The following is a 26638-nucleotide window of genomic DNA, read 5'->3' on the forward strand; positions in this document are numbered from 1 at the left end:
GCCCCAGGAAAAATAGACAGAAATTGATCGAGATTTTGACAGAAGGGGAGCCAGGCTCACCCAGTTGTCTCAGGCGCGTGCGTCACCCCAGCGCAAGCTGGTGCTTTCGTCGCCCTGGTAGGTGGTCTGGCCGCTCTTGTTGACGCAGTAAACCGGTGAGGCCACCACATCTTCAAATGTGGCCCCTTCACTGATGCGTGTGTATTCGAACAGCACACTGCGACGCACCGTGCACCCCTGGCGCAAGCGGCTGCCGTGACCGATCCAGGCCGGCCCTTCGATGGTCACGCCCGGTTCGATGCAGGTGCTGGATCCAATGTAGACCGGGCCCTTGATATTGACCGTATCCCAGTCGATTCGCGTATTCAATCCTACCCAAACCCCGGGGCGAACCTCGCGTCCGGGCATGTCCATTTGTGCGATTTCCCCGCGCAACACGCGTTGGCATACGGCCCAGTAGTCGCTCACCCGGCCAATGTCGATCCAGTTGAAGTGGCGGGTCTGCGCGTAGAACGGCAACTTGCGCTCGGCCAGCATGGGAAACAACTCGCTGCCAATGTCAAACACCTTGCCGGGAGGCACCAGGTCCAACACTTCGGGTTCGAAGATGTAGATCCCGGTGCTGGCAAAATTCGAGCGAGCTTCCTGAGGCGAAGGCTTTTCCTGGAAAGAGGTGACTTTGCCTTCCTTGTCGGCCACCACGATGCCGTAGTTTTGTACCTGATCAGGAGGAACCGGCAAGGTCACCACGCTGGCCATGGCGCCTTTGGTTTTGTGCTCGAACAGGGCGGCCTTGATGTCGAGGTCAATGATCGCGTCGCCGCACAACACGATGGTGGTTTCGTCAAAGAAGCCGCTGAAGTCCTGAATGCGGCGCATGCCGCCGGCCGAACCCAGAGGTTTGGGCACGATCTCGCCATGCTCGCGCGCGCCCTCATAGGCATACCCGATGTTCACCCCCCAGCGGTGGCCGTCGCCAAAGTAGTTCTCGATCTTCCAATGGTTGAACGCCACGTTGACCATGATGTCCTTGACGCCATAGCGAGCCAGGTGCTCGATGATGTACTCCATCACGGGCTTACCCAGAATCGGCACCATGGGCTTGGGAGTTTGTTTGGTCAGCGGGCGGACACGGGTGCCTTGTCCCGCCGCCAGAATCATTGCCTTGGCCATTTTTCGAGGTGTGAAATGTGTTCGCTCAGACTTTGCATCATGCAACAGTCGTCCCGATTTGCGGGGCTGAATCTAGGTGTTTCCACCTAAATGGTGGGGCTGCGTGGCCCCTTTGTGACGTTGTCACGGGCCGAATTTCTGGGCGCCATCTTCTGTTAGCCTTGGCCGGTCCAATTTTTCTCATTTGCTCGGGGTTTTTTATGGTTCTCATCACCGGTGGCGCTGGTTTCATCGGCGGCAATTTCGTGCACCACTGGATGGAGCGGCGTGCGCAACTGGGCTTGGCTCATGAGCCCGTGGTGGTCTACGACAAGCTCACCTACGCGGGCAACCCCGCCACCATTGGCGAGCACCTGAAATCGGGCGCAGCCACATTGGTGCAGGCCGATATTGCCGATCGAGACGCCGTTCGTGCGGCCCTGCAGAAGTACAAGCCCCGTGCCATCGTGCACTTCGCTGCTGAGAGTCACGTCGACCGTTCCATTCATGGTCCCGGCGAATTCATTCACACCAATATGGTCGGCACTTTCAGCTTGCTGGAAGAGGCTCGTGCTTATTGGATGAGCCTGCCCGAAGGTGAGCGTGCTGCTTTCCGCTTCCTGCATGTGTCCACCGATGAAGTCTACGGGTCATTGTCCGACACCGATCCGGCCTTCTCTGAAACCACGCCGTACGCGCCCAACAGCCCCTATTCGGCGAGCAAGGCGGGCAGTGATCACCTGGTGCGGGCCTATCACCACACCTATGGCTTCCCTACGCTGACCACCAACTGCAGCAACAACTACGGCCCCTATCATTTCCCGGAAAAGCTCATTCCGCTGATGATCCTCAATGCCCTCGATGGCAAGGCCTTGCCTGTGTATGGCGATGGGCTCAACATCCGCGACTGGCTGTTCGTGCGTGATCACTGCGAAGCCATTTGCCAGGTGCTGGAAAAGGGGCGTCTGGGTGAAACCTACAACGTCGGCGGCAAGAACGAGATTCGCAACATTGACGTGGTGACCACCATCTGTCGCAAACTCGATGCCCTGCGTCCCAAGGCATCGGGTCGCTATGAAGACCAGATCACCTATGTCGCCGACCGTCCGGGGCATGACCGTCGTTACGCCATCGATCCCACCAAGATCGAGCGCGAAATTGGTTGGAAGCCCGCCGAATCGTTTGAAACCGGCATCGACAAGACCGTTCGCTGGTTCCTTGACAACACCGAGTGGATCGACACTGTGCGCTCAGGCGCCTACCGTGACTGGATTCAGACCAACTACCAAGGCCGTCAGGGCTGACCCGTTGCTTCATGAAGATCGTCTTATTGGGCAAAAACGGGCAGGTGGGCTGGGAGCTTCAGCGCGCCCTGGCGCCTTTGGGTCGAGTGTTTGCGTTTGATTCGGCCCAGGCAGATTTCACCCAACCCGACCAGGTTATTGAGCAGGTTCGTCGCATTCAGCCAGATGTGGTCGTGAATGCCGCGGCCTACACAGCCGTCGACAAAGCGGAAAGCGACGTCGAACGTGCTCGCCAGGTCAATGCCTCCACACCGGGGGCCTTGGCTCGGTGGGCAGCCGAGCAGGGTGCCCTGCTGGTGCACTACAGCACCGACTACGTTTTCGATGGCAGCGGCGCTGAGGCTCGACGGGAAGACAGCGCCACGGCGCCTCTGAACGTTTACGGGCAAACCAAGCTGGAAGGCGAGCAGGCCATCGTGGCCAGCGGGTGCCGGCACCTCATCTTTCGAACCAGTTGGGTCTATGCCGCCAAGGGGGGCAACTTCGCCCGCACCATGCTGCGTCTGGCGGCTGAGCGCGACCAGCTCAAAGTGATCGCCGACCAGATCGGGGCGCCCACTGGGGCAGATCTGATTGCCGACGTCACCGCTCACGCCATCCGGCAGGTGCAGCGTCAGCCAGAATTGGCGGGGCTGTACCACCTCGTGGCGGCTGGATGCACCAGTTGGTGGCAATACGCCTGTTTTGTCATCGAGTGGGCGCGACAGCATGGCGTGGCCATTCGTGTCGAACCCGACGCCGTGGCGGCCATTCCTACCAGCGAGTACCCCACGCCCGCGCGTCGCCCTCTCAACTCACAACTCTGCACCGACAAATTGCAGACAGCATTCGGCCTCGTCATGCCCGACTGGAAGCAAGGCGTGGAGCGCATGCTGACCGAAATTCACCAGCCCACACTTTCACGGAGCTGAGCCATCATGAATCAACGCAAAGGCATCATCCTGGCCGGAGGGTCTGGCACCCGCCTGCATCCCGCCACCCTGGCCATCAGCAAACAACTGCTGCCGGTGTACGACAAACCCATGGTGTACTACCCGCTCAGTACCCTGATGCTGGCGGGCATTCGCGACATCTTGCTCATCAGCACCCCACAAGACACGCCCCGTTTTCAGGCATTGCTGGGCGATGGCAGCCAGTGGGGTATCAACCTGAGCTACTGCGTGCAGCCCAGCCCTGATGGCCTGGCTCAGGCCTTCATTCTGGGGCGCGACTTCATCGGCAACGACCCCAGTGCCTTGGTGCTGGGCGACAACATCTTTTATGGGCACGCGTTCCAGGATCTGCTGACCAGCGCCACCGAGCGCACCACCGGTGCCAGCGTGTTTGCCTATCACGTGCACGACCCCGAACGCTATGGCGTGGTCGAGTTCGATGGCCAGCAGCGCGCCCTGAGCATTGAAGAAAAGCCCAAACAGCCGCTGAGTAACTATGCGGTCACCGGCCTGTACTTCTACGACAACCAGGTGTGCGACATCGCTGCCAGCATCAAGCCCAGCCCACGAGGCGAGCTTGAAATCACCGATGTGAATGCCGTCTACCTGAAACAGGAACAACTCAATGTCGAGATCATGGGCCGGGGTTATGCCTGGCTCGACACCGGCACCCACGACAGCTTGCTTGAAGCCGGGCAGTTCATTGCCACGCTCGAGCGTCGGCAAGGCTTGAAGGTCGCGTGCCTGGAAGAGGTGGCCTACCGCTGGGGGTGGATCACGGCCGAACAGGTCGAGCGCCTGGCGCAACCCATGCTGAAGAATGGCTATGGGCAGTATCTGCTCAAGGTCATCAACGACAAGATTTACTGATTTTCAAACCCTATGAAACTGATTCCCACGCGCATCCCCGATGTGGTGATCATCGAACCGGCCGTTTTCGGTGATGACCGCGGCTGGTTCATGGAAAGCTTCAACCAGGCCCGTTTCGAGCAAGAGCTCACCCGCTTGGGTTTGCCTCTACCGCGCCCCTTTGTGCAAGACAACCATTCCTGCAGCAAGGCAGGCGTGCTGCGTGGTCTGCACTACCAACTGCCGCCCCATCCTCAAGGCAAGCTGGTGCGTGTGGTGCGGGGTGCCGCGTTCGATGTGGCGGTCGACATTCGCAAGAATTCGCCCACCTTTGGTCAATGGGTGGGGGTTGAGCTCACGGCTTCCAATCACCGCCAGCTCTGGATCCCGGAGGGCTTTGCCCACGGCTTCCTCACGCTGCAAGACGATACCCACTTCCTCTACAAGACCACCGATGTTTACGCGCGCGACTGCGAGCGCAGCATCCTCTGGTCCGATCCGGCCATTGGGGTTGACTGGCCTCTGGCCGGGTTGACGCCTCAATTGGCGGCCAAGGACCAGGAAGCCAAGCTCCTGAAGGACGCGGATGTCTTTTGATGCTCGGCGCTTTCTGAGCAAATGGGGCACCTATGCTCTGTTTGCGGTGTTTGCGGCATGGTGCCTGCATGCCTTTCAGCATGATCTGGCGCAAATTGACCTCAGCACCCTGCAGCATGCCGGCCCCACCATCGCTGTGGTCGGTGGTTTGTCTCTGTTCAACTATTTTTTGCGTGTGGTGCGTTGGCGCATCTACCTGGCCAAGCTGGGGCATCGGCTGCCATGGGGTTTCACGGCTTTGACGTTCATGTCTGGGTTCGCTTTCACCTTGTCGCCCGGCAAGCTGGGTGAAATGGTGCGCGCCCGCTACTACCTGCCGCGTGGCATCAGTGCCAGCAGTCTCACAGGCGCCTTCTTTGTTGAGCGCTTGCTCGATTTGTTGGCCATGATCATCCTGGCATCCGTGGTGTTGGCTGAATTGCAAGCCTATCGCTACTTTTTCTGGGTGGCCGTGGCGCTGGTGGGGGGCTTGCTGGTCATGCTGGCAGTGGTCCCTTGGCAGCGTGTGCGTGTGCCTGTCGGGCAAGGCGCCATCAACATGCTCGCGCATGCGCGGCAGTTTCTGGCTCCTGGCGTGCTCGTCAGTGGGCTGTTGATCGGGTTGGTGGCCTGGCTGGCTGAAGCCGTGGGTCTGAAACTGCTGGCTGATCTCGATCCCACTGTGTCCATTCAGTTGGGGTCTGCCATTGGCATCTATGCCTTGGCCATCATTGTCGGCGCCCTGTCGTTTTTGCCTGGTGGCTTGGGCAGTACCGAGGCAGTCATGACTGCGTTGCTGGTGGCGCATGGCATGTCCGTGCCGCAGGCCATTTTGACCACCCTGATTTGTCGTTTGCTGACCTTGTGGTTGGCCGTGGTGATCGGTTGGTTGTGCGTCTGGCGCTTGCGTCATCACGCAACCGGTTTGCCAGTGTGAGGTTCCATGTCTGACAAGACCCCTGTTTGCGTCGATCTCGACGGATCGCTCATCCACAGCGATCTGTTGCTCGAATCGTTTTTGCTGCTGATCAAGCGCAACCCCTTCTATTTGCTTCTGATCCCCTTCTGGCTCTTGCGCGGTAAGGCGGTTCTCAAGGCTGAAATTGCTTCCCGTGTGCAACTCAACGGGGCGGCTTTGCCCTATACGCAGGCTTTTGTGGCCTGGTTGTGCGAGCAAAAGCAGCAAGGGCGGCCCTTGTGGCTGTGCACCGCGTCCGACCACCGCCTGGCGCAAGCCGTGGCCGACCACCTCCAGATTTTCGACGGCGTGCTGGCCAGCGATGGCCAGACCAATCTGTCGGGCAGCAACAAGGCCAAAGCCTTGGTGGATCGCTTTGGCGAGAAGGGCTTTGACTACTGCGGCAACCATCGGGTTGACCTCAAAGTCTGGTGCCATGCGAGGCAGGCCGTGGTGGTGAACGCATCAGCCGCGCTGGCCAAGCAGGCGCAGTCGGTGGCCCAATTGGGGCCGGTGTTCGAGGCCCCAGTCGCGGGCTTCCGTGCGGTGACGAAGGCCTTGCGTGTGCATCAGTGGGCCAAGAACGCACTGATCTTCGTGCCCTTGGCAACGGCCCACCGCTTGAACGATGGTGGTGCACTGATCCACAGCCTGATGGCCTTTGTGGCGTTCAGTTTGTGCGCATCGTCGGTGTACCTGCTCAACGACATGCTCGACCTCGAGTCCGATCGCCAGCACCACAGCAAGTGCCGTCGCCCCTTCGCGGCCGGCCAACTCAGCTTGTTGTTTGGCTTGGTCATGGCGCCGGGTTTACTGGCTGCCGCCATCTTGTTGTCCACCCTCTTGCCCTGGCAGTTCCTGGGCGTGCTGGCGGCGTACTACGTGGTCACGCTGGCTTACAGCTTCAGCCTCAAGCGCCTGGTCATGATTGACGTGCTGGTGCTGGCCGGGCTGTACACCGTGCGCATCGTGGCTGGTGCTGCGGCAGCCTCGATTGCGCTGTCGTTCTGGTTGTTGATGTTCTCCATCTTTGTGTTCCTCAGCCTGGCCATCGTCAAGCGATATGCTGAGTTGTATGTCATGCGCGAGAAGGGCAAGCTCACGGCCTCCGGGCGTGGTTACCAGGTGGCTGACCTCAGCATCTTGCAAAACCTGGGCACGGCATCGGGCTACATCAGCATCCTGGTGTTGGCTTTGTATGTGAATTCGCCAGACATCGCCGTCATGTACCGGCACCCCAAGCTGGTCTGGGCACTGGTGCCCGTCATGCTTTACTGGATCAGCCGCATCTGGATGGAAACTCACCGCGGCAACATGCATGACGACCCCCTGGTCTATGCCATGAAAGACCGCATCAGCCTGCTCACCGGGGCGGCCGCAGTGGCCGTCATGTGGTTGGCCATGTGAGCCCAACGAGCATGAGCGCCAGCAATCGGTCCATCACATCCTGGGGGCGGGTCCAATGGCCCGAGCATCAGGTTCAAGCACTGGTTGATCGCCATCGAGCCTGGGGCGATGTGGTCGGGGCCCAGGCTTTGAAGCAGCACACCTGGCTGCCCTATGGCAATGGCCGCAGCTATGGCGACAGCAACCTCAACCCAGGGCAAGGTTTGCTGCAAACGCGGCAGCTCGATCGTTTCATCGCTTTCGATCCATCCACCGGGCTGCTGCGTTGCGAGGCTGGCGTTCTGTTGTCTGACATCTTGCGCCTGGTGGTGCCGCAAGGCTGGTTCCTGCCGGTCACGCCTGGCACGCAGTTCGTCACGGTGGGGGGCGCCATTGCCAACGATGTGCATGGCAAGAATCACCACGTGGCCGGCTCGTTTGGTAACCATGTCACCTGTTTTGAGCTGACTCGCTCGGATGGCTCGCGCCGTGTCTGCTCTCCCCAGGAGAACGCCGACTGGTATGCCGCCACCATTGGCGGCTTGGGCCTCACCGGCCTGATCACCTGGGCCGAGATTCAGTTGCGGCGCATTGCCAACCCCTTGATGGACTCGGAGACCATTCGATTTCACAGCGTCGACGAGTTCTTTGAAATCAGCCAGGCTTCCGAGAAGGACTACGAGTACACCGTCTCGTGGATCGACTGTGCTTTCACGGGTCGCAGGTTAGGGCGCGGCCTGTTCAATCGCGCCAACCACGCGCCCGCTGTGTGTCAGCCGCAATGGCTGGAGTCTGATGTGCCGGCTGGTGTGATGGAGCACGCCCGCCGGGTGCCTTTCACCCCGCCGTTGTCGCTCATCAATCAGGTTTCGCTCAAGGCCTTCAACACCCTGTACTTCCATCGTCAACTTGGCGATGCACAGCGTGGCCTGCAGCACTACCGCCCCTTCTTCTACCCGCTCGATGCTCTGCTCGAGTGGAACCGCATTTATGGTCCGCGTGGCTTCTACCAGTACCAGTGCGCCATTCCGCCTGAGCGGGCCTTGGCCGCCACGCGTGAACTGCTCGAAGTCATCGCCGCCAGTGGCATGGGTTCGTTCCTTGCCGTGCTCAAGCAGTTCGGTGCGGTGCCTTCGCGTGGTCTGTTGTCTTTCCCCATGGAGGGCACCACTCTGGCCTTGGACTTCCCTAACCAAGGGCCCAAGCTGCACCGTCTGTTTGGCAGGCTCGACGAGATCGTGCATCGTCATGGTGGGCGACTGTACGCCGCCAAAGATGGTCGCATGACCGCAGCCCTGTTCCAGGCCGGCTACCCGACGTGGCGCCAGTTCCTGCCTTATATCGACCCGCGCCTCAGCTCAGGCTTCGCACGTCGGGTCATGGAGATTGCATGAGAAAAATTCTGATCGTGGGCGCCAACTCGGCCATCGCCCAGGCCTGTGCTCGCCGTTGGGTTCAGCGCGGCGATGCGGTGTTCCTGGCCGCTCGTGGTGCCGCACCGCTGCAGTCGCAGGTTGATGACCTGAAAGTGCGCGGGGCTCGCACCATTGGCTCGCGTGTGTTCGATGCCAACCAACTGGCTGACCATGCGGCCTTGTTTGACGAAGCCACCCGCGCCCTGGGTGGGCTCGACACCATCCTGATCGCCCATGGCACCTTGACCGATCAGGCCAAGGCGCAAGCCGATGTCGATTACGCCTTGGCTGAAATCGCCACCAATGGCACGTCGGTGGTGTCGCTCATGACGCTGGCCGCCGAACGCTTCGAGCGCCAAGGCAAGGGTGCCATTGCGGTCATCTCGTCCGTGGCGGGCGACCGTGGTCGCCAAAGCAACTACGTGTATGGCAGCGCCAAGGCTCTGGTGTCGGCCTTTGCTTCGGGCTTGCGCCAGCGTCTGGCCAAGAAGGGCGTGTCGGTCACCACCATCAAGCCTGGCTTTGTCGACACGCCCATGACCGCCGCCTTCAAAAAGGGCGCCTTGTGGGCGCAACCTGATCAGGTTGCCAAAGACATTGTGGGGGCCGTCGATAAGGGGCGCACGGTGGTTTACAGCCCCGGCTTCTGGCGCTTCATCATGCTCATCATCAAGCACATTCCAGAAGGCATCTTCATCAAGTTGACACTGTGATGACAGTCATCGCGTGTCCCCTTGAATCGGGCGTTTTGAGGGGATTCGCTTGAGCCATTCGGCTCAGACTACGTTTTGTCATACTCGATCCCTAGACTGGTCGGCGTACTGCAAAACGCGAGTCCCGTATGACCTTCCAGCTCATTTTCTCCATCGTTCGGGCACGATGGATCGTGGCAACCAGTGTGTTCGCCACGGTGTTTGCGGCAGCGGTGGCCTTCACCCTGCTCATGCCCAAGAGCTATACCGCCAACGCCTCCATCATTCTGGACATCAAGGGCCAGGATCCGATCGCTGGCATGGTGTCGCCTGCCTTGGCTGCGCCCTCGTACCTGATGACCCAGGTCGATGTCGTGACCAGCAATCGCGTGGCGCTCAAGGTCGTGCGCGACCTCAAGCTCAACGAAATGCCCGACCTGCGCAAGAAGTGGCAAAACGCCACCCAAAGCACAGGCGACTTCGAAGCCTGGTTGGCCACCTTGCTCAAGAGCAATCTGGAAGCCCGTCCTTCGCGCGGCTCCAACGTCATCTACCTCTCGTACCAGGCGGCTGACCCCAACTTCGCTGCCGTGGTGGCCAATGGCTTTGTGAAGGCCTATCTGGACACCACGCTCGAACTGCGCACCGCGCCCGCCAAGCAGTACAACGACTTTTTCGATGCCAACGCGCGCGCCTTGCGCGCTGAGTTGGAGCGGGCTCAATCGCGTCTGTCAGATTTCCAGCGCAATCAGGGGCTGGTGGTGACCGATGAGCGTCTGGATGTGGAAACGGCTCGCCTCAACGAACTGTCGTCTCAGTACGTGATGACGCAAGCCGCCGTGGCGGACTCGGGCAGCCGTCAGAACGCAGCCAATGCACAGGGCGACAAATCTCCCGATGTGCTCAACAACCCCATCGTGGCGGGCCTGAAGTCTGACATCAATCGACAGGAAGCGGCCCTGGAGCAGTTGACTACGCGCCTGGGCGACCAGCACCCGTCGGTGATCGAGGCCCGCAGTGGCGTGGCGGAACTTCGCCGCCGGCTGGATGCCGAGGTGCGTCGTGTCACCAGCAGCGTGGGGGTGGGCAACAGCGTCAACATCAACCGCTCGGCCCAGATCAAAATGGCTCTGGATGAGCAGCGTCTCAAAGTGCTCAAGTTGAAAGCCGTCCGCGACGAAGCCACCCTGCTGCAGCGCGACGTCGACAACGCCCAGCGTGCTTACGACGCCGTGGTGGCCCGCATGAGCACCACCAGCCTGGAAAGCCAGGTCAACCAGGCCAACATCAGTGCACTGGAAATGGCCAAGGCCCCTTCAACCTATTCCAGCCCGCGGCTGTTGACCAACTTCGCGCTGGGCTTCCTGGTGGGCTTGATTCTGGCCGTCGCGGTGGTTCTGATTCTGGAGCGACTCGATCGGCGCTTGCGTGGCAGTGAAGACATGGACGCCTTGCTTCAGTTGCCTCTCATCGGTTCTGTACCGGCTTTCCGCAAGCTGGCCAAAGGGGCAGAGGTCGGTCGCCGCCTGTCCTTCACCCGCTCCCCTCTGCGTGCGCTGACTCACAAAACCGCCTCATGATGCACAACGCCTCTACTACCGCCGGTAGCGTCACACAGCCTGATGGCGCGCTTGGGCACATTCTGCAAAGAACCAAGGGCCTCACGGCCGAGCAGGTCCAGTCTGCGCTTGACTATCAGCAGCAGCACGGTGTTCGCTTTGGCGAGGCCGCTGTGGCGCTCGGATTTGCCGTGCCAGATGACGTGGTCTGGGCCCTGTCGCAGCAGTTTCGCTATCCCTACACCCCGCGATCTGATGCGAAACTTCACGCCGAACTCGTTGTGGCGCATTCGCCCTTTGAAGACGAGGTGGAATCGTTTCGTGACCTGCGTTCGCAGCTGTTGATGGGCGTGTTCAGCGAAACCGGTGTTCGCCAGGCCTTGGCGATTGTCAGCTCCGATGAAGGCGACGGCAAAACCTTCGTCGCAGCCAACCTGGCTGTGGCTTTTAGCCAGCTGCCGGGTCGCACCTTGATCATTGACGCGAACTTGCGTGAGCCCCGCTTGCACGAGGTCTTCGGTGTCGATCAGAACGTCGGCCTGACCGGGGTGCTGTCGGGGCGTGCGCAGCCCAATGTCATCAAGCCTGTTGAGCATCTGCCGAATCTGTACATGATGCCCGCCGGTGTGTTGGCGCCCAACCCCGCCGAGCTGTTGCAGGGGCCAGCTTTCAGTCTGTGCCTGAAAGAGCTGCTCAGCCGTTTTGATTACGTGCTGGTGGACACGCCTGCCGCATCCACCGGGTCTGATGCCCGTGTCGTGTCTGTTCACTGTGGTGCGGCCTTGTTGGTCGGTCGTCGCGACAAGAGCCGTGTTCCGCGTATGCAGTCGCTTGTCAAATTGCTGAACAAAAGCAAGGTCAAGATGGCTGGCGTCCTGATGAACGAGTTCTGAGCACCATGGCCATTCCTGCCAACGATGCACTGGCGCCTGGCGCCCAAAGCCGAAGCTGGCTGCCTTTGCCGCTGGACGTGGTCATTCTTTTTGCAGGCCTGTTGGGTCTGTATGGCATGACCGTCTACCGTCTCTTGCAAGATGATTCCGGTGGTTTGTGGAGCCAGGGCGAGCACAGCCATGGCCCCATCATGTTGAGCCTGGCGCTGTGGTTGCTGGTGAACCGTTGGCGCGAGCAAGCGGCGGCGGGTGAGCTGCCTCTGAAAGGGCAGGGCTGGGCCTGGCCCGTGATGGCTCTGGGTATGGCTCTGTTTGCCTCCGGGCGGGCACTGGGCATCATCTATTTCGAGGTGGGGTCTTTCATTCCCATGCTGGCCTCGGTGGTGCTGCTCATTGGCGGCACCCCTTTGCTCATGAGGCTGAAGTTTCCGGTGTTTTTCGCCATCTTCATGGTGCCTTTGCCCGGCTTCCTGCTCGACCCCATCAGCCACTTCATCAAGCTGCGCATTTCGATTGTCGTGAGCGAGTTGCTGTGGGCCTTCAACTACCCCATCAGCCACACGGGAGTGGTCATCAACATCGGGCCTTATCAGTTGCTGGTGGCCGATGCCTGCGCCGGCATGCGCACCCTGTTCATGCTGGAAGCCATGGGCATCTTCTACCTCAACGTTTTCCGCCACAGTTCCTGGGTGCGCAATGTGGGCCTGGCATTGTTGATCGTGCCCATCTCCTTTGTGGCCAACATGATCCGGGTGCTCTTTCTCACGCTCATCACCTTTCACTTCGGGGATGAGGCAGGCCAGGGCTTCCTGCACGGCTTTGCTGGCATCGTGCTGTTTACCAGCGCCATGTTCCTCATGATGGGCATCGACACCCTGCTGAGGGTCGCTTCTCGCCGATTCGAATCCCGCGCAGGCAAGGAGGCCCAAGCATGAGCCAGTCGGCCTTTTTCAAGCCCTTGCGTCTGAAGGCGTTGACGGTGGCGGTGGCCATCGGGTGCATGGCCCTGGCCTTGGGGGCAGGCGAGTTCTTCCGGCCCCGGTCCTACTGGGCCGATGAAATCGGCAACCCCCAATACGAGCACCTCCTGCCTGCGCAGTTTGGCGACTGGGTGACCCTGCCCAATGCCTCGGCGGCGGTGGTCAACCCCGTTCAGGCCGAAATGCTGGATCGCATCTACAGTCAGACCGTTGCGCGGGCCTATGTGAACCGCAAGACGGGACGCGCCATGATGCTGTCTCTGGCTTATGGCCGCGACCAGTCGACCGACACGCAATTGCACACGCCTGACATGTGCTACCCCTCTCAGGGCTTCCGTGTCATGGATCGCAACAAGCACCAACTCGTCACCCCCTGGGGCAGCTTGCCTTCGGTGCAGTTGCGTACCGCCATGGGTCAGCGCATCGAGCCGCTGACCTACCTGGTGCGCACCGGCGATGTCGTCACCGATGGTTCTCTGCCGAGAAACCTGGCCCGTCTGGGTCTGGCCGTTCGTGGGTTCAAGATGGATGGGTTGCTCATCCGCGTCTCTGAAATCACGAACAGCGACGACGCCTTTGAACAGCAGGAAATCTTCCTGAATGAGCTGTTCGGGGCCTTGTCGCCGAAAGACCGCGCCAAGTTCATTGGTCGGCCCATGCAAGGCCAGGCTGGCTGAGGCTAGGGCATGAATCCGATGTTCGCACGCATTGTGGCGGCCATGGGGGCAGGGGCCCTTGGGCAGGCCATCAGCATCGTGATTCAGGTGGCCTCCTTGCCGCTGTACCTGCTGCACTGGGATGCCAATCGCTACGGCACGTGGTTGATGCTGTCTGCCGTGCCGGCATACTTGCTCATGGCGGATGTCGGTATGGTGGCCACCGCCGGCAACCGCATGACCATGGAAATGGCCCGAGGCCGTCCGGATCATGCCAATCGCATCTTTCACAGTGCCACGGTGTTCATGATGGCCGTCTGTGGTGTGGCGGGCGCACTGGCAACCGTGATCCTGTTGAGCGGATGGATGCCCTTGCCGGTCGACCAGACACTGGCTCTTTGGTTGCTCATGCTCAGCGTGCTGGCCGCCTTGTTCACGGGTTTGAGCGAAGCCGCCTTCAAAGCCACTGGGCGCTACGCTTTTGGCACATCGCTTGGGCACTTGATTCGGCTGGCCGAATGGCTTGGGGGCTTGATCGGCCTGCTGCTGGTTGGCAGTTTCCCGGCCGTGGCCTTGGGTGGCTTGGTTGCTCGCCTGGGTGGCTTGGCGCTCATCATGAGTTGGGCTACGCGCCAGCAAACCGGCCTGAGTTGGGGCGCCGCTCAAGCTCGTCGGTCTGACGTGCTTGACATGGTTCGCCCGGCCATGTCCTTCATGGTGTTTCCGCTTTCCAATGCGCTCACCTTCCAGGGTGCCACCTTGCTGGTCGGGCACGTGTTTGGTCCGGCCCTGGTCACCGTGTTCAATGCGCACCGAACCCTGGCGCGTGTCGCCGTGCAGGTCACCAGCGTGTTCTCCAACGCCATCTGGGCCGAGTTTTCGCGCCTGTATGGCACGGGCCATCGGGACGCTCTGGCGTCTCTGTATGGACGTTCCTTGCGCAGTGGCATCGTAGTGTGTACGGGCTTCAGCGCTGTGCTTTACCTTGTGGCCCCGTGGCTCATCCAGAGCTGGACTCATGGTCGCATTTCGATTCAGCCTGCGCTACTGGCCTGCCTACTGGTCTACGCCGCCGTGGCGGGCATCTGGAACGTGCCGCGCGTCTTGTTGATGGCCTGCAATCAGCACATGGGTCTGGCGCCTTGGTTTCTGGCCTTGTCCAGCGCCATGCTGGTGCTGGCGTATGGGCTGGCACACGCGGTGGGGCTCTCCGGCGTGGCTCTGGCCATGCTCGTGGCCGAGGGGATCATTGCTGCGATCTGCCTGCAACAAGCCTGTGAGCTGATGCGCAACCCAGCCTGGCAAGAGGCGAGTCAGTCATGAAAGTGGCATTGTCTACCCTGGGCAAGTTCCACAGCTTTGACCTGGCTCGTGAGCTGCACGCGGCTGGCATGCTGCAAGCCATTTTCACCAGCTATCCCAAGTTCAAGCTGCACGACGAACGCATTCCAGCGGACCGGCTGATGAGTTTCCCCTGGATTCATGTGCCTTACATGGCCTTGAACAAATGGGGCGTGGCTGGGCCACTCTCGAACCGCGTCATGGAATACCTGGGCAAACGCGCGCTCGATCGCTATGTGGCCAGCCGTCTGCCCGATTGCGACGTGTTTGTCGGGCTGTCCGGCTCCGGGCTGGAGAGTGGGCGACGGGCCCGCCGACTGGGCGCTCGGTACGTGTGCGATCGGGGTTCGGCCCACATTCGGGTACAAAACGACTTGTTGTTGGCAGAGCACGACCGCTGGGGCATGCCGTTCGAGGGCATTGACCCACGTGTGATGGATCTGGAGTGCGCCGAGTACGAGGAGGCCGACTGCATCACCGTGCCCTCGCAGTTTGCCTTGCGCACTTTTCTGGAGCGAGGCATTCCATTTCAGAAGCTGCGGCTTTTGCCCTACGGCACCCACCTTCAACGCTTCCATCAAGTGGGAACTCCCAACCCCATGCGGTTCGATGTGCTCTTCGTGGGAGACATGAGCTTGCAAAAGGGCGTGCCTTACCTGCTCCAGGCCTTTCAGCGACTAGAACATCCTCACAAGCGCCTGCATTTTGTGGGTACACGGTCATCTGCCCTCATGGACCACATGAAGCGGCACCAGCTTTGGTCTGACGACATCCGTGTCTGGGGACATGTGCCTCAATCAGAGCTCAAACGCATCATGAGCATCAGCCACGTGCTGGTCTTGCCCAGCATCCAGGAGGGTTTTGGCATGGTCATGGCACAGGCATTGGCTTGTGGCTGCCCGGTCATCGCCAGCCGCTCCAGCGGCGCGCCCGATTTGTACGAGCATGGCCGCGAAGGCTACATCACCGCCGAGCGCGATGTGGACGCCATCGCCAGCCACCTGCAAATGCTGGCAGACCAGCCTCAGGTGCGCATGGCGATGAGCTTGAGGGCACGCACCCGCGTCGTGCAAATCGGCGGTTGGCGCCAGTACGGCGAGCGCGCCCAGCAGATTTACCGAGAACTTTTGGCATGAAGTCCCTGAACATTCTTTACCTCGGTGTGCGCAGCGGAACCTGTCTGGATCGGGCTCGCGCGTTGCAGCGGCTGGGGCATCAGGTCACCCAATTTGATCCTCGCCACATGTTGCCTCGCACCGGGTGGACCGACCGGGTTACCTGGCACCTCGGGGGGCAGTACTTCGGCCCCTGGTTGGCACGTGCGCTGAATCAGACCTTGAAGGGGCAAACCTACGACCTGTGTCTGGTCGACAGCGGCGAGTGGATGACTCCTGCCGTGGTCAGGCTGCTCAAGCGCTATGCCACCAAGGTGATCAGCTACTGCATTGACGACCCAACCGGTCCGCGTGACTGGCGCCGGTTCACGGCCTATCGCCGTGCGTTGCCCTTCTATGACCTGGTGGTGGTCATGCGCGAGCGCAATGTGCAAGAGGTACGCAATCTGGGGGCGAAGAACGTGCTGCGTGTGTTCATGTCGGCTGACGAAGTCAGCCATGCGCCACGTGTCATCACCCCGCAAGATCAGGCCCAGTGGCAGGCCCAGGTGCTGTTCCTGGGAACCTGGATGCCGGAGCGTGGCCCCTTCATGCTCGAACTGATTCGGCGTGGGGTGCCGCTCACCATCCAGGGATCGCACTGGGCCAAGGCCCCCGAGTGGGCCGAACTCCAACCCTACTGGCGGGGCGATGCCCTCGCGGGCGATGACTACGCCAGGGCCATCCAGTGCGCGCAGATCAACCTGGGCATGTTGTCCAAAGGCAATCGCGACTTGCACACCACGCGCAGCATGGAAGTGCCCGCACTCGGTGGCTTCCTGTGCGCCGAGCGAACCAGTGAACATGAATCGCTCTATCAAGATGGCGTGGAAGCAGTGTTCTGGAAGGACGCGGCCGAGTGTGCGCAACTCTGCACCCATTGGCTGTCGAACGAGTCGGGCCGAAAAGCGCTTTCTCAAGCTGGTCGCATCCGGCTGCAGCGAAACGGGCATCTCAATGAGAACGTCATGCAGCACATCCTGTCCAAGGCCTATTCATGAGTCACGACCCGTTGACCCTGCGAACCGATCTCTCCATTTGGGTTCAGTCGCTCACCTTGCTGGTGGCCGGCGCCTGGTTGCTGATCGCACCATCACATGACGCCTATCTGCTGGCCCTGGGCTGTTTTACTGCTGTCGGTGTGATTGGGCTATTGCATTGCATTTTGCGTGCTCGATCCATCACCATCTGGGACTTGATGCTGGTCTCACTGGGCCTGGGTTATGGCTTGGGCACCTTGAACACCGAACTCAACTGGATCCATTCCACGCTCGACTACTGGGCCTTGACCGCAGCATCTCCTGCTCACGTCATGCGCGTCAGTGGCTGGCTTCTGTTGTTGGGTGCGCTCATCAGTGCCGCATCGGGTCTCGATCGCCGTCCCATTTTGATGGGCGCACAGGTCGCAGACAGTCAACTCAAACTGGCTGCCTCACTGGTTGCCATCACGGCAGCAGCCGCTGCAATTTTGGTGGCCATGGGGACCATTGGTTACCACGCTGACGTCACTGATGGCGGCGTCAGTGTCTCGCCCATGGCGGCCATTGTCATCAGTGCGATTTGCCCTGCGGCTGCCTTGGGGTGTTTCATCTTGCCTCGTGTGAAGGGCAGCATGCGATGGGTCCTGTGGATTGCCTTGTTCGCACTGCTTCTGATTCAGCTCTACCAGGGCCGACGGGTGTTCATCTACACCCTGGTCATTTGCCTGATGTTGCTGTTCGACGCGTGGTCGCCCAAGAAACTGCTGACCTGGCGAACGTTCTTTTCGCTGGCCTTGGCATTCGCGTGCATCGTAGGCGCATCCAAAGTGTTTTATGCGCTTCGCATGGCTGTTTGGGAGTTGGGGTCAGCCAAAGATACTGTGGCCCTGTTCATCAAGGGAAAAGAAATCTTGTTCGATCAGCAGCGGTCTGGTCTGGACGAGGCTGTCAGCGACAACCAGGACAGTCGCACCTTCATCGTAGGCTACCCGGCTGCGTTGCTACAGGCGCTCGACCAATACGACCCGCTCTATGGTGACCTCATCAAGTTCGACGCCGCACTCAGTGTGCCGACTGTGCTGTGGCCGGGTAAACACAAAGTCATCGCCATCGGGTTTGAAGAAGCCTTGGCGAATCCCCACTTTGGTTTGCCCATCATTGACGAGGCCAACAGCATTGTTACTGCTGGCCTGTCCGACTTCGGTGTGGCGGGGATGTTCATCTACCCAGTTGTGCTGCTGCTGATCTACCGGCTTGTTCTTGATCGGGTGCGCACTCTGGGAGGCTTGCCGTATCTCGTGGTGGCGGTCATCTTCATCAATACGCTGTTCAACGTGGAAGCTGCCACGGCTGACTACTTCAACGCGATTCGCAGTGTGTTGATCCTTGGTGCCATGTGCATCCCCTGCATCTTTGTCTGGCAGGTCATCGTCAAGCCCTTTCAGCCCCAACCTGTATGAACCTCGTCTTCTTCTGCCATCCCCCCTTCATGCGGTCGCAGAGCATGCCGCGCTTTGCCCGCATGGTGGGTGAATCCATGCGCGAGCTGGGGCACCGGGTGGACTACTGGGCCCCGCGAGATCGTTGCCACGCGCGCTTTCAGGGCACCCGCCTGGAAAAATGGGCCGGATACCTCGATCAGTATGTGCTGTTTCCCATGGAGGTGAGGCGTCGCCTCAAGCACACCAGCCCGGACACCTTGTTTGTTTTTTGTGATCAGGCCTTGGGGCCTTGGGTGCCATTGGTCAAGCATAGACCTCATGTGGTCCATGCCCACGACCTGCTGGCCTTGCGGTCTGCTCTGGGCTTCATCCCTCAAAACCCCACCTCATGGAGTGGCCGCCTCTATCAGCGCTACATCCGTTGGGGTTTCAGCCAGGCACGGCACTTCATTGCCGTATCAACTCGGACCGAGCGCGAGCTGCGTTCGTTCGGTGGGGCCCAGCCAGACACCTCCACCGTCGTGTTCAATGGTTTGAACTATCCCTACCAGCCTATGGACCTGTCTGCGGCCTTAGCGGTTTTGCAGCAAGCGGGGTTTGATGTAGGGGATCAGGCCCCCATCCTGCACGTGGGCGGCGACCAGTGGTACAAGAATACCGCTGGCGTCATCCGCTTGTACGCGCACTATGCGCGTCAGCAGGTGGCTCCGGCACCCTTGTGGATGGTCAGCCCCCAGCCCAGCCGACCCGATGTGCTGGCTGCCTTGCAAACCGTGCCGCCGCAAGGCCAGGTGCGTTTCTGCCAGGGCATCGACAACCGCACCTTGCAGGCCGCCTATTCGCTGGCTGGGGCCTTGTTGTTCCCCAGTCTGGCCGAAGGGTTCGGCTGGCCCATTGTGGAAGCCCAGGCTTGCGGGTGCCCCGTCATCACCACCGCCGATGCACCCATGAACGAAATCGGTGGGCCCGAAGCCACCTACCTGCCGCTGTTGAAGCCCACCGACGACATCGATCGATGGGCTGCCCACGGCGCCACGGTGTTGGCCAAGCTGGTGGAATTGGAGAGCGAGCCTGGTGTGGTTGAAGCCCGTCGCCGCCGCATCGAGTGGGCTCAGCGCTTTGATGCCCAAGGCGCCATTCGCGACTACGAGCGCGTTTACCGCGCGGTGTGCTCCAGCTCTTCCACCTTCAGCACGATCATGTATTCGTAAATGGCCCGCAGCACAGCGTAAACGAAGCCGGCGCGGCCATCCAGAAAGCCGCGCTTGCCCACATACAAGCCCAGGAACATCACCAGGGGGCGCAATGGCAGTTGGTAGTACAGACCCTTCTGGTGCACGCGGCGCTCATTGGCATCCTTGCTGAACAAGGCCTTGCGCCATTCGTAGCGCGGCTGGGCCTGGCGGGTGTCCAGAATGTGCTTGGCCTCATAGGTGCTGTAGCCATTGTGTTTGGCAAACCAGTGGCTCATGCCCTTGCTGAACGGAAAGTGGTTGAAGTGTGCGTTCAACTCCAGCGTGTCGCCATGCACCACCGTGATGGGGTTGATGATGCGCTCGAAATGAATGGCATCAGGGCGCACCAGCCGAATGTTGAACGGCGAGGGCGTCACATGCCGAATCCAGGTGCCCATGAAATGGTCGCGGCGGTGAATGCGGTAAGCCGCCGCGGGGCTGTGCTCGGTACAGTGCTCGCGCATCGCGGCCAGCAGCTCCGGCGTGGTGCGCTCGTCGGCATCCAGCATCAACACCCAAGGGTGTTTGAAGCCAATGTGGCGCAGCCCCCAGTTTTTATGGGCTGACTCGTCTCCGCCAAATGGCGCCGTGCTGTTGGGGTAGGTGCGTTGGGTCACCTGCGCGCCATGTTGCTCGGCAATGGCCAGGGTTCGATCGGTGCTGCCTGAATCGTACACATGCACGTCGTCGCACCAGCTCACGCTTTGCAGGCAGCCGGGCAGGTCGTGTTCCTCGTTCTTGGTCAGAATCAGAACCGACACCGGAATGGTTGCGTCACTCACGAATTGCTCTCGTCTTGATGGGAACCGCCGGGTTCCCGGCAAACACACGCCACGCGCCGCTCTCAGGCGTACGGGTCATCACTGCACGGGCGCCCACCACGCAGCCTTCGGGTACGGACACCCCAGGCCCAATGAAGGCCTCGGTGCACACCCAGGCCTTGCGACCGATGTGAATGGGGCGCGCCATCAGCTGAAAGTCGGGGCTGTTGTAGTCGTGCGTGCCGGCACACAGGTGCGCGCCTTGCGAGATCACGGCCTCGTCTTCCACCGTAATGGGCGCCATGTTGTAGAAGTGAACGCCTTCACCTATGCCCACATGGTGGCCCACGGTCAATTGCCATGGTGCCCAAACCCGGCAGCTGGCGTGCACGTGAAAGTGCTGGCCCAGGCGCGCGCCAAATAGCCTGAGCAGGGCGGCACGCCAGGCGTGCATGGGTCTGGGTGTCGGACGGAACAGGCACAGCCACGCCACGCCCCATACCGCGCGCATCAATCGGTTGCCCATCGAGAACGATGGCCCCGTTCGCGAATCCACTCCCTGCAAGATCACCGGCGCACTCCTTTCGGCGCACATCGTGGGGCTTGGGGGTAACACCACCAAGTCCCTGGGCATGATCCGAACGGACTACGCCTTGCGGCCTCGGGCCCACATGGGTCGAACGGACTATGCGCTGGGACTTTCTGGCGTTACAGGGCCCCTGAATCATCCCTTCCGTCGAGGAGCGGTGATGAAAATTCTGATCTACAGCGCCAACTATGCGCCCGAGCCCACAGGCATCGGTAAGTACTCTGGGGAAATGGCTGAGTGGTTGGCAGCTAAAGGGCATGACGTGCGCGTTGTGGCCGCACCGCCTTACTATCCTCAATGGCAGGTTGACCCCAACTATGCGGGCTACGGCTATCAGCGGGAAACCCTCAACGGCGTAGACGTGTGGCGTGCCCCGCTGTGGGTGCCCAAGCAGCCCGGCGGGCTCAAGCGCGTGCTGCACCTGCTCAGCTTTGCCGTCACGTCGGCTCCGGTCATGTTGCGGCAGGTGTTCTGGTCGCCTGATGTGGTTTTGACCGTGGCCCCCGCCATGGCATGTGCCCCCATGGGATGGCTCACTGCCCGTCTGAGTGGCGCCACCGCGTGGCTGCATGTGCAAGACTTTGAAGTCGATGTGGCCTTCCAGATGAACCTGCTCAAGGGCCGCCGCATTCAGCAGTTTGCGCTGTGGTGCGAGCGTCGCCTCATGCGCGCGTTTGACAAGGTTTCCACCATCTCCGGCAAGATGGTCGAGAAACTGCATGCCAAAGGCATCGATGCCCAGGCCATCGAGCTCTTCCCCAACTGGGTGGACGTCAATGCGGTGCGCCCGCTGGATGGGCCCAGCGACTATCGTGCCCAGCTTGGGCTGCGAGCCGATTGCAAGGTGGTGCTGTTTTCCGGCACCTGGGGCGCCAAGCAAGACCTGCTGCTCATTCCCGAAGTGGCGCGCCAACTGCAACACCGGCCAGACATTGCCTTCGTGATCTGTGGTGATGGGGTCATGCGTCCGCAGCTTGAAGCTGCCTCCAAGGGCCTGCCCAATGTGCACCTCTTGCCCCTGCAGCCCAAAGAGCGGCTGGGACAGTTGCTCGGCATGGCTGATGTGCATTTGCTGACGCAAAGCGCTGATGCGGAAGACCTGGTGCTGCCCTCCAAGCTCACGGGCATGCTCTCCAGTGGTCGCCCCATCGTGGCCACCTGTCGTGCCAACACCGAAATCGGCCACGTGGTGGCGCAGTGTGGCCGTGTGGTTGAACCCGGCCAGGCCAATACCTTGGCCCAGGCTGTGCTGGAGTTGGTCGATCAGCCTCAGGCTCGTGCCGAACTGGGCCTGCGTGCCCGCGCCTATGCGGAGCACAGTCTGGCCAAAGACCCCATTTTGTTACGCTGGTCGCTCAAAGCGGCCCCGCAAGGCAGCAGCTTGCCAGTGGCTGCCAAGGGCGAAACACTTTGATCGCCAGTCAGGCTAGAAAAAGTCGATCCAGGTCTGACGAAGCGGGGAAGCGATCCAAGCCCGGAAATGCTCTGATCAGCTGATCAGAGCTGGCACCCATCCACCTGCCCAATGCTGCGCCATAAGCCTGGGTGGCAATCGCGGGAAGCAGCACGCCGTTCGACAACATGTCCGGTGAATCGGCATATTCATTGTCATACCGACCCTTTGCGCCATAAACGGGGAAGCGTCCCAGGATTTCGCCCCCATTGACGGCGCCGCCCATCACGAAATGGTGTCCCCCCCAGCCGTGGTCGGTGCCATCGCCATTGCTCACAAAGGTGCGCCCAAAGTCTGATGCGGTAAAAGTCGTCACGCTGTTTCCCACACCCATGCCGTTTAGCGTCTGGTCAAAGTAAACCAAAGCTTCGTCCAATTGCCGAAGCAGCTTGGCGTGACGGGTGTTCTGTCTGTCATGGGTGTCAAACCCGTACAAGCTCACGTAAAAAAACTGCCGTGACATCCCCAGCGTCTGCCTGGCCCCGATCACTCGGGCCACGATTTGAAGCTGCTGGGCCAGCGGGTTGCCGGTTGCCGCTCCCAGTTCATAGGGAGCCTCCTGGGCAGGCGGTAAGGCATTGCTCAGAAGCGCCTCGGCTTTAGATGCGCGCTGGTTGATCTCGCACAGATCAGCCTCCATCGCGTGTGGTGTGCGATGGGTGTTCAGAATGGTCTGAAGAATGGCTGCGACCTGATTCGAGCCATACACATGGGGCCTGCCATTTCCATCAATTTGAAAACCCATTCTTAGGCTGCCCTGTTCAGCAACCTGATAGGGGCGAATGCGACTGCCTTCCAGCCATGCTGTCGAACTGATGCACGAAACCGCTGAAAACAGTGCGTTCTGATTGCCCTCAGACAACTTGTCGGCCAGCAGGCCGCCCCACCCGGTCTGAGTTCCTTCGGGGCCGTGCGTCAACCAAGTGCTTTGCTGGTCGTTGTGCGAAAAAAGCTTGGCCGGCTTCTCCACCGCACCTTGAACATATTGCGCCTTCGTGGTCGGCTGAATCAGTGGCCCGACATTCGGCACAATCGCCAGCCGTTTGGCCTCATTGAATAGCTTGGCCAAGCCTGGAAGCGAAGGGTGCAGCGCGAATTCACGTCCCTCATGTGGGGTTTGGGGGCTGATCTCGTGCAGCTTGTCGCGCGGCAGTGCAATGGACTCCGGTTGTTGATTTCGCGTGGCCTGGTAGCGCGCCCAAGATGCCGAATCAGTCGCCAGCACGGTGTTGTAAGCGTCGTTGCCTCCGTGCAAGAACACGCACACCAATGCCTTGTACGGAGCGGAGCCTGTCGGGGCAGCCCAAGCTTGCAGGCTCGATAGGCTCGCCCAAACGCCCATGGGCATGGTGCTGCATTGGCTTAGAAAGCCGCGCCGTGTCGTTGCGTACACAGTTTTCTCGCGCATGGGCGTTTTACCTTTGAACCAGGAACTCTGGCGAAGCCACAGTCAGCAGCAGTGCTGTGTGCACCCTGTGTCGTCGGTTCTTCAGCTGCTCTGGTTGGTGAATCGAACTCACAGCATCCGTGATCAGCCGCTTCAGCTCTGCGTTCATCAGTCCTCCCATCAACCTCTTGTCCACCTCATTGACCAAGTCGGATGGGGTGCTCGCCAGGGTGAGCAGCGGATGATCGTCGTTCAAATTGAAGGCCAGCTGAATGTCAGGGGGGCCTGACTGGCGATCAAACCCTTGCCATCCAGTACCGAACTCGATGAACCCCCGCATGAAGTTCACGTAGCCGGCTGCACTCACGTCACTGACGAGCTGCATTTCCGGGTTCAGAAGGCCGCCCTTGGCCATGCGCGAGCCGGCTGCCACATACCCTGGTCGAAAGAAATTGAATACCGTAGGACTGCGCAGTGGCGACTGCCCCAGGCCAAAGCCAGGGTCGTGGGTGGGGCGCATCAGAAATGCCCCGGTGGCTGATTGTGCATCGAACGCCCGCATCAAGGCGCTCAGCCTCAACACCGGTTCCTTGAGCTTGCCGGCGTATGTTGAATCAGAAGAGGTGGCGGGTGCCACTCGCGCCTCATCGTCTAACAAAATGGCCCGAATCACTGCCCCCAGGTCACCCTGACTCTTTGTAAACACCGAGGCAACCCGTTGAACATAGCTCGGGCTTGGGTTGGCGGTCACAAACCGTTGAATCAGCTGCTTGCTGATGAATGGCGCCACATTGGGGTGCGATGCGATGGCATCCAAAGCAAGCTGTACATCGCCCATCGGGTCTGCAAGCCAGGTGCTGGCAATCTTCACACCCAGGAAGCGCTTCTCAGCTGTCGAGTGAAACTGAGGGTAGGGCGCCATGGGCATGACCCACTTGTCAGCGTACGAAGCGCCGGTTGCAGAGTTCACCCCTTGCAGAAAACAACCGCCATTGCGAGGCATGGGGCAATCCCAACTGAAGCCGGTCCACACCTTCGCCAGCCCGATTACATCGTCAGCTTGATACGTTTCGATCGGCTTACCTTGTGCATTCAGCTTTGGCGAACCATCCAGATTCAGTTCAAACAACCCTATAGAAAACAGCTGCATCAGCTCGCGGGCAAAGTTCTCGTCTGGAATGCGACCCGTTGCCAAGTCTTCTTTTTCATTGTGCAGATGAGACAGGAAGCAGCCCATGGTGGGGTGCAGCGCCACACGCTCAAGCAGGAAGCGATAGCGATCGAACGCCATTTCGTTGAGCATGTCGAAGAAATTCGCCACGCCACGAGCGGCTTGCAGGTCTCCGCAACTGTCAGCCAAAGACACCACGAAAATTTCAGACAGAGCGAAGGCCATACGCTGCCGTAATTGATCACGGCCTGTGATGGCATGTTTCCAGAAACTTGCAGTGACCTCATCGGTGCTCGACTGGTCGTTTTGCTTACGCAAAATCGCGTTGCGTTGATCCCAGTAGGCCTGGTGTGACGGCAATTCGCGTGGCATGGCGAACTGCTCATCCAGCCACCCTGCGTAGCCCAGGGCTTGAACCCTCGCTACATCAGCAGGGGTGGGGCCAAAAGTGGCCTGCGTCAGAAAGCGTGCGGCATCTGACTCGCTGATGGTTGCACCCCATGCCGTCGGCGCAGGTGCAACCATCAACGCGATGGCCGTCCATGCGGCCATCGCCCAGCGCTTCAGGCCTGCATCAGGCCCGCGCATCACCCCACCGCAAGGTGGTGCCTTCTTCGCCCTGGTAGGTGGTGTGGCCATGGCGGTCCACCACATACTGCGGCGAGGCAATCACCTCCCACAAGGTGCTGTTCGTGTCCATGCGTGTGTAGTCGAACAGCACGCTGCGCACCAGCTTGCTGTCTTTGCGCATCACGCAGCCGTTGCCCAGCCAGGCCGGGCCTTCAATCACGGCTCCTGCATCAATCTGGCAGCCCGAGCCAATGTAGACCGGTCCCTTGATCTGCACGTTGTCCCAGTCCACACGCGTGTTCAGGCCCACCCACACATTCGGGCGCACTTCCTTGCCGGGCATGCGCATGTCGGAAATTTCGCCAGCCAGCACGCGCTGCAGCACAGTCCAATAGTCTGTGACCTTGCCGATGTCGATCCAGTGGAAAGGGCGGCTTTGTGCGTAGAAAGGCAGCTTCTGCTCCACCAGCATCGGGAACAACTGGCTGCCTATGTCGAACTCCTTGCCTGGGGGAACCATCTCCAGCACTTCGGGTTCAAACAGATAGATGCCCGTGCTGGCCAGATTCGAGCGGGCCTCTTCGGGCTTTGGCTTTTCCTGGAACGACTCAATCAGGCCATCTTCTTTCGCCACCACAATGCCGTAGTTCTTGACTTGGTCGCGAGGCACTTCCAGTGTGATCACGCTGGCAATCGCCTTCTTGGCTTTGTGCTCTGCCACCGCGGCGGTGATGTCCAGATCAATCAGCGCATCACCGCAAATCACCAGCGTGGTTTCGTCAAAGAAACCGCTGAAGTCTTGAATGCGTCGCATGCCACCAGCAGACCCCATCGGCCGCGGTGTGATCTCACCGTGTTCGCGCACGCCCTCAAACGAGTAGCCAATCTCCACGCCCCAACGGTGGCCATCGCCAAAGTAGTTCTCGATCTTCCAGTGGTGATAAGCCACGTTGATCATGATCTCCTTGACGCCGTGCCGGGCCAAGTGTTCGATGATGTACTCCAGTACCGGCTTGCCCAGAATGGGGATCATCGGCTTGGGCATGCCCTTGGTCAGGGGGCGGATGCGGGTTCCCTGGCCCGCGGCAAGAATCAGCGCTTTGGTCATTTGTTGGCTTACAGCTAGGTCTGGCAATTAGGACACAGGCATGTTGCAGCTAGATGTCAAACAGGCTTATTGGTTCCCGGTGTGAGGGATGGCTT

General features: G+C 60.3%; 24 protein-coding genes. 18 read left to right on the forward strand and 6 right to left on the reverse strand.

Translation table 11 applies throughout. From position 1 onward, the window contains the following. Window positions 1-69: 69 nt before the first annotated feature. Window positions 70-1161 carry an NDP-sugar synthase gene (locus VFW72_RS00260; RefSeq protein WP_329672344.1) on the reverse strand — a complete coding sequence of 364 codons (1092 nt, stop codon included), beginning with the start codon at window positions 1159-1161 and terminating at the stop codon, window positions 70-72. Window positions 1162-1373: 212 nt separating this feature from the next. Between VFW72_RS00260 and rfbB the strand changes: the two genes are divergently transcribed. The 17 genes from rfbB (at window position 1374) to VFW72_RS00345 (ending at window position 19480) form a co-directional block, all read left to right on the forward strand. Further along, window positions 1374-2456, forward strand: a complete 1083-nt coding sequence (gene rfbB, locus VFW72_RS00265) for a dTDP-glucose 4,6-dehydratase (protein WP_329672251.1) — start codon at window positions 1374-1376, stop codon at window positions 2454-2456. 11 nt (window positions 2457-2467) lie between these two features. After that, window positions 2468-3367, forward strand: a complete 900-nt coding sequence (gene rfbD / locus VFW72_RS00270) for a dTDP-4-dehydrorhamnose reductase (protein ID WP_329672252.1) — start codon at window positions 2468-2470, stop codon at window positions 3365-3367. Between the two features lie 6 nt (window positions 3368-3373). Beyond that, a complete protein-coding gene (gene rfbA / locus VFW72_RS00275) occupies window positions 3374-4258 on the forward strand; it encodes a glucose-1-phosphate thymidylyltransferase RfbA (RefSeq protein ID WP_329672253.1) in 885 nt (294 codons plus the stop codon). A 12-nt stretch (window positions 4259-4270) separates the two neighbouring features. Further along, entirely contained in the window at window positions 4271-4834 is a 564-nt protein-coding gene (gene rfbC, locus VFW72_RS00280) for a dTDP-4-dehydrorhamnose 3,5-epimerase (RefSeq protein WP_329672254.1), read from the forward strand. Further along, window positions 4824-5750: a lysylphosphatidylglycerol synthase transmembrane domain-containing protein gene (locus VFW72_RS00285; protein WP_329672255.1), complete on the forward strand. Its 927-nt coding sequence runs from the start codon at window positions 4824-4826 to the stop codon at window positions 5748-5750. Before rfbC ends, VFW72_RS00285 begins: the two co-directional genes overlap by 11 nt. 6 nt (window positions 5751-5756) lie before the next feature. Then, a complete protein-coding gene (locus VFW72_RS00290; RefSeq protein ID WP_329672256.1) occupies window positions 5757-7178 on the forward strand; it encodes a UbiA family prenyltransferase in 1422 nt (473 codons plus the stop codon). Window positions 7179-7189: 11 nt separating this feature from the next. Beyond that, a complete protein-coding gene (locus VFW72_RS00295; RefSeq protein ID WP_329672257.1) occupies window positions 7190-8551 on the forward strand; it encodes an FAD-binding oxidoreductase in 1362 nt (453 codons plus the stop codon). After that, window positions 8548-9285, forward strand: coding sequence for an SDR family oxidoreductase (locus VFW72_RS00300; RefSeq protein WP_329672258.1), 738 nt, complete (start codon window positions 8548-8550; stop codon window positions 9283-9285). The genes VFW72_RS00295 and VFW72_RS00300 overlap by 4 nt, the downstream gene beginning before the upstream one ends. 128 nt (window positions 9286-9413) lie before the next feature. Then, entirely contained in the window at window positions 9414-10844 is a 1431-nt protein-coding gene (gene epsF / locus VFW72_RS00305) for a chain length determinant protein EpsF (protein WP_329672259.1), read from the forward strand. After that, window positions 10841-11716: a polysaccharide biosynthesis tyrosine autokinase gene (locus VFW72_RS00310; protein WP_329672260.1), complete on the forward strand. Its 876-nt coding sequence runs from the start codon at window positions 10841-10843 to the stop codon at window positions 11714-11716. The genes epsF and VFW72_RS00310 overlap by 4 nt, the downstream gene beginning before the upstream one ends. A gap of 5 nt (window positions 11717-11721) precedes the next feature. Beyond that, window positions 11722-12651 carry an exosortase B gene (xrtB, locus tag VFW72_RS00315; RefSeq protein ID WP_329672261.1) on the forward strand — a complete coding sequence of 310 codons (930 nt, stop codon included), beginning with the start codon at window positions 11722-11724 and terminating at the stop codon, window positions 12649-12651. Then, window positions 12648-13373, forward strand: a complete 726-nt coding sequence (locus tag VFW72_RS00320; RefSeq protein ID WP_329672262.1) for an exosortase C-terminal domain/associated protein EpsI — start codon at window positions 12648-12650, stop codon at window positions 13371-13373. The genes xrtB and VFW72_RS00320 overlap by 4 nt, the downstream gene beginning before the upstream one ends. 9 nt (window positions 13374-13382) lie before the next feature. After that, on the forward strand, window positions 13383-14675 hold the full coding sequence (locus VFW72_RS00325; RefSeq protein ID WP_329672263.1) for a hypothetical protein: 1293 nt from the start codon (window positions 13383-13385) through the stop codon (window positions 14673-14675). Beyond that, the gene (locus tag VFW72_RS00330) at window positions 14672-15829 is read left to right on the forward strand and encodes a glycosyltransferase family 4 protein (protein ID WP_329672264.1); all 1158 of its coding nucleotides are present in this window, start codon (window positions 14672-14674) and stop codon (window positions 15827-15829) included. Before VFW72_RS00325 ends, VFW72_RS00330 begins: the two co-directional genes overlap by 4 nt. After that, window positions 15826-16848 carry a CgeB family protein gene (locus VFW72_RS00335; protein ID WP_329672265.1) on the forward strand — a complete coding sequence of 341 codons (1023 nt, stop codon included), beginning with the start codon at window positions 15826-15828 and terminating at the stop codon, window positions 16846-16848. Before VFW72_RS00330 ends, VFW72_RS00335 begins: the two co-directional genes overlap by 4 nt. Further along, a complete protein-coding gene (locus VFW72_RS00340; RefSeq protein WP_329672266.1) occupies window positions 16845-18287 on the forward strand; it encodes a hypothetical protein in 1443 nt (480 codons plus the stop codon). The genes VFW72_RS00335 and VFW72_RS00340 overlap by 4 nt, the downstream gene beginning before the upstream one ends. Then, window positions 18284-19480, forward strand: a complete 1197-nt coding sequence (locus VFW72_RS00345) for a glycosyltransferase (RefSeq protein WP_329672267.1) — start codon at window positions 18284-18286, stop codon at window positions 19478-19480. Before VFW72_RS00340 ends, VFW72_RS00345 begins: the two co-directional genes overlap by 4 nt. Here the strand turns inward: VFW72_RS00345 and VFW72_RS00350 are convergent. Together VFW72_RS00350 and VFW72_RS00355 are read right to left on the reverse strand one after the other, a co-directional pair. Next, complete coding sequence (locus VFW72_RS00350) at window positions 19426-20286, reverse strand: glycosyltransferase family 2 protein (RefSeq protein ID WP_329672268.1); 861 nt, start codon at window positions 20284-20286, stop codon at window positions 19426-19428. The two genes, VFW72_RS00345 and VFW72_RS00350, sit on opposite strands and share 55 nt — an antisense overlap. Beyond that, entirely contained in the window at window positions 20279-20836 is a 558-nt protein-coding gene (locus VFW72_RS00355; protein ID WP_329672269.1) for a putative colanic acid biosynthesis acetyltransferase, read from the reverse strand. The genes VFW72_RS00350 and VFW72_RS00355 overlap by 8 nt, the downstream gene beginning before the upstream one ends. Before the next feature lie 178 nt (window positions 20837-21014). On the opposite strand from VFW72_RS00355, the gene VFW72_RS00360 reads away from it, so the two are divergent. Then, a complete protein-coding gene (locus VFW72_RS00360; protein ID WP_329672270.1) occupies window positions 21015-22268 on the forward strand; it encodes a glycosyltransferase WbuB in 1254 nt (417 codons plus the stop codon). 7 nt (window positions 22269-22275) lie between these two features. Here VFW72_RS00360 and VFW72_RS00365 read toward each other — a convergent pair whose 3' ends face one another. From VFW72_RS00365 to VFW72_RS00375, 3 genes are read right to left on the reverse strand one after another with little or no spacing between them, the layout of a single operon-like run. Then, on the reverse strand, window positions 22276-23715 hold the full coding sequence (locus tag VFW72_RS00365) for a DUF1501 domain-containing protein (RefSeq protein ID WP_329672271.1): 1440 nt from the start codon (window positions 23713-23715) through the stop codon (window positions 22276-22278). Between the two features lie 7 nt (window positions 23716-23722). Next, window positions 23723-25504 (reverse strand): DUF1800 domain-containing protein, encoded by a 1782-nt coding sequence (locus tag VFW72_RS00370; protein ID WP_329672272.1) that lies wholly within the window; start codon window positions 25502-25504, stop codon window positions 23723-23725. Next, the gene (locus VFW72_RS00375) at window positions 25440-26543 is read right to left on the reverse strand and encodes an NDP-sugar synthase (RefSeq protein WP_329672273.1); all 1104 of its coding nucleotides are present in this window, start codon (window positions 26541-26543) and stop codon (window positions 25440-25442) included. The genes VFW72_RS00370 and VFW72_RS00375 overlap by 65 nt, the downstream gene beginning before the upstream one ends. Between the last annotated feature and the right edge of the window lie 95 nt (window positions 26544-26638).

Origin of the sequence: Aquabacterium sp. (assembly GCF_036273115.1) — a bacterium.
GTDB lineage: Bacteria > Pseudomonadota > Gammaproteobacteria > Burkholderiales > Burkholderiaceae_C > Aquabacterium.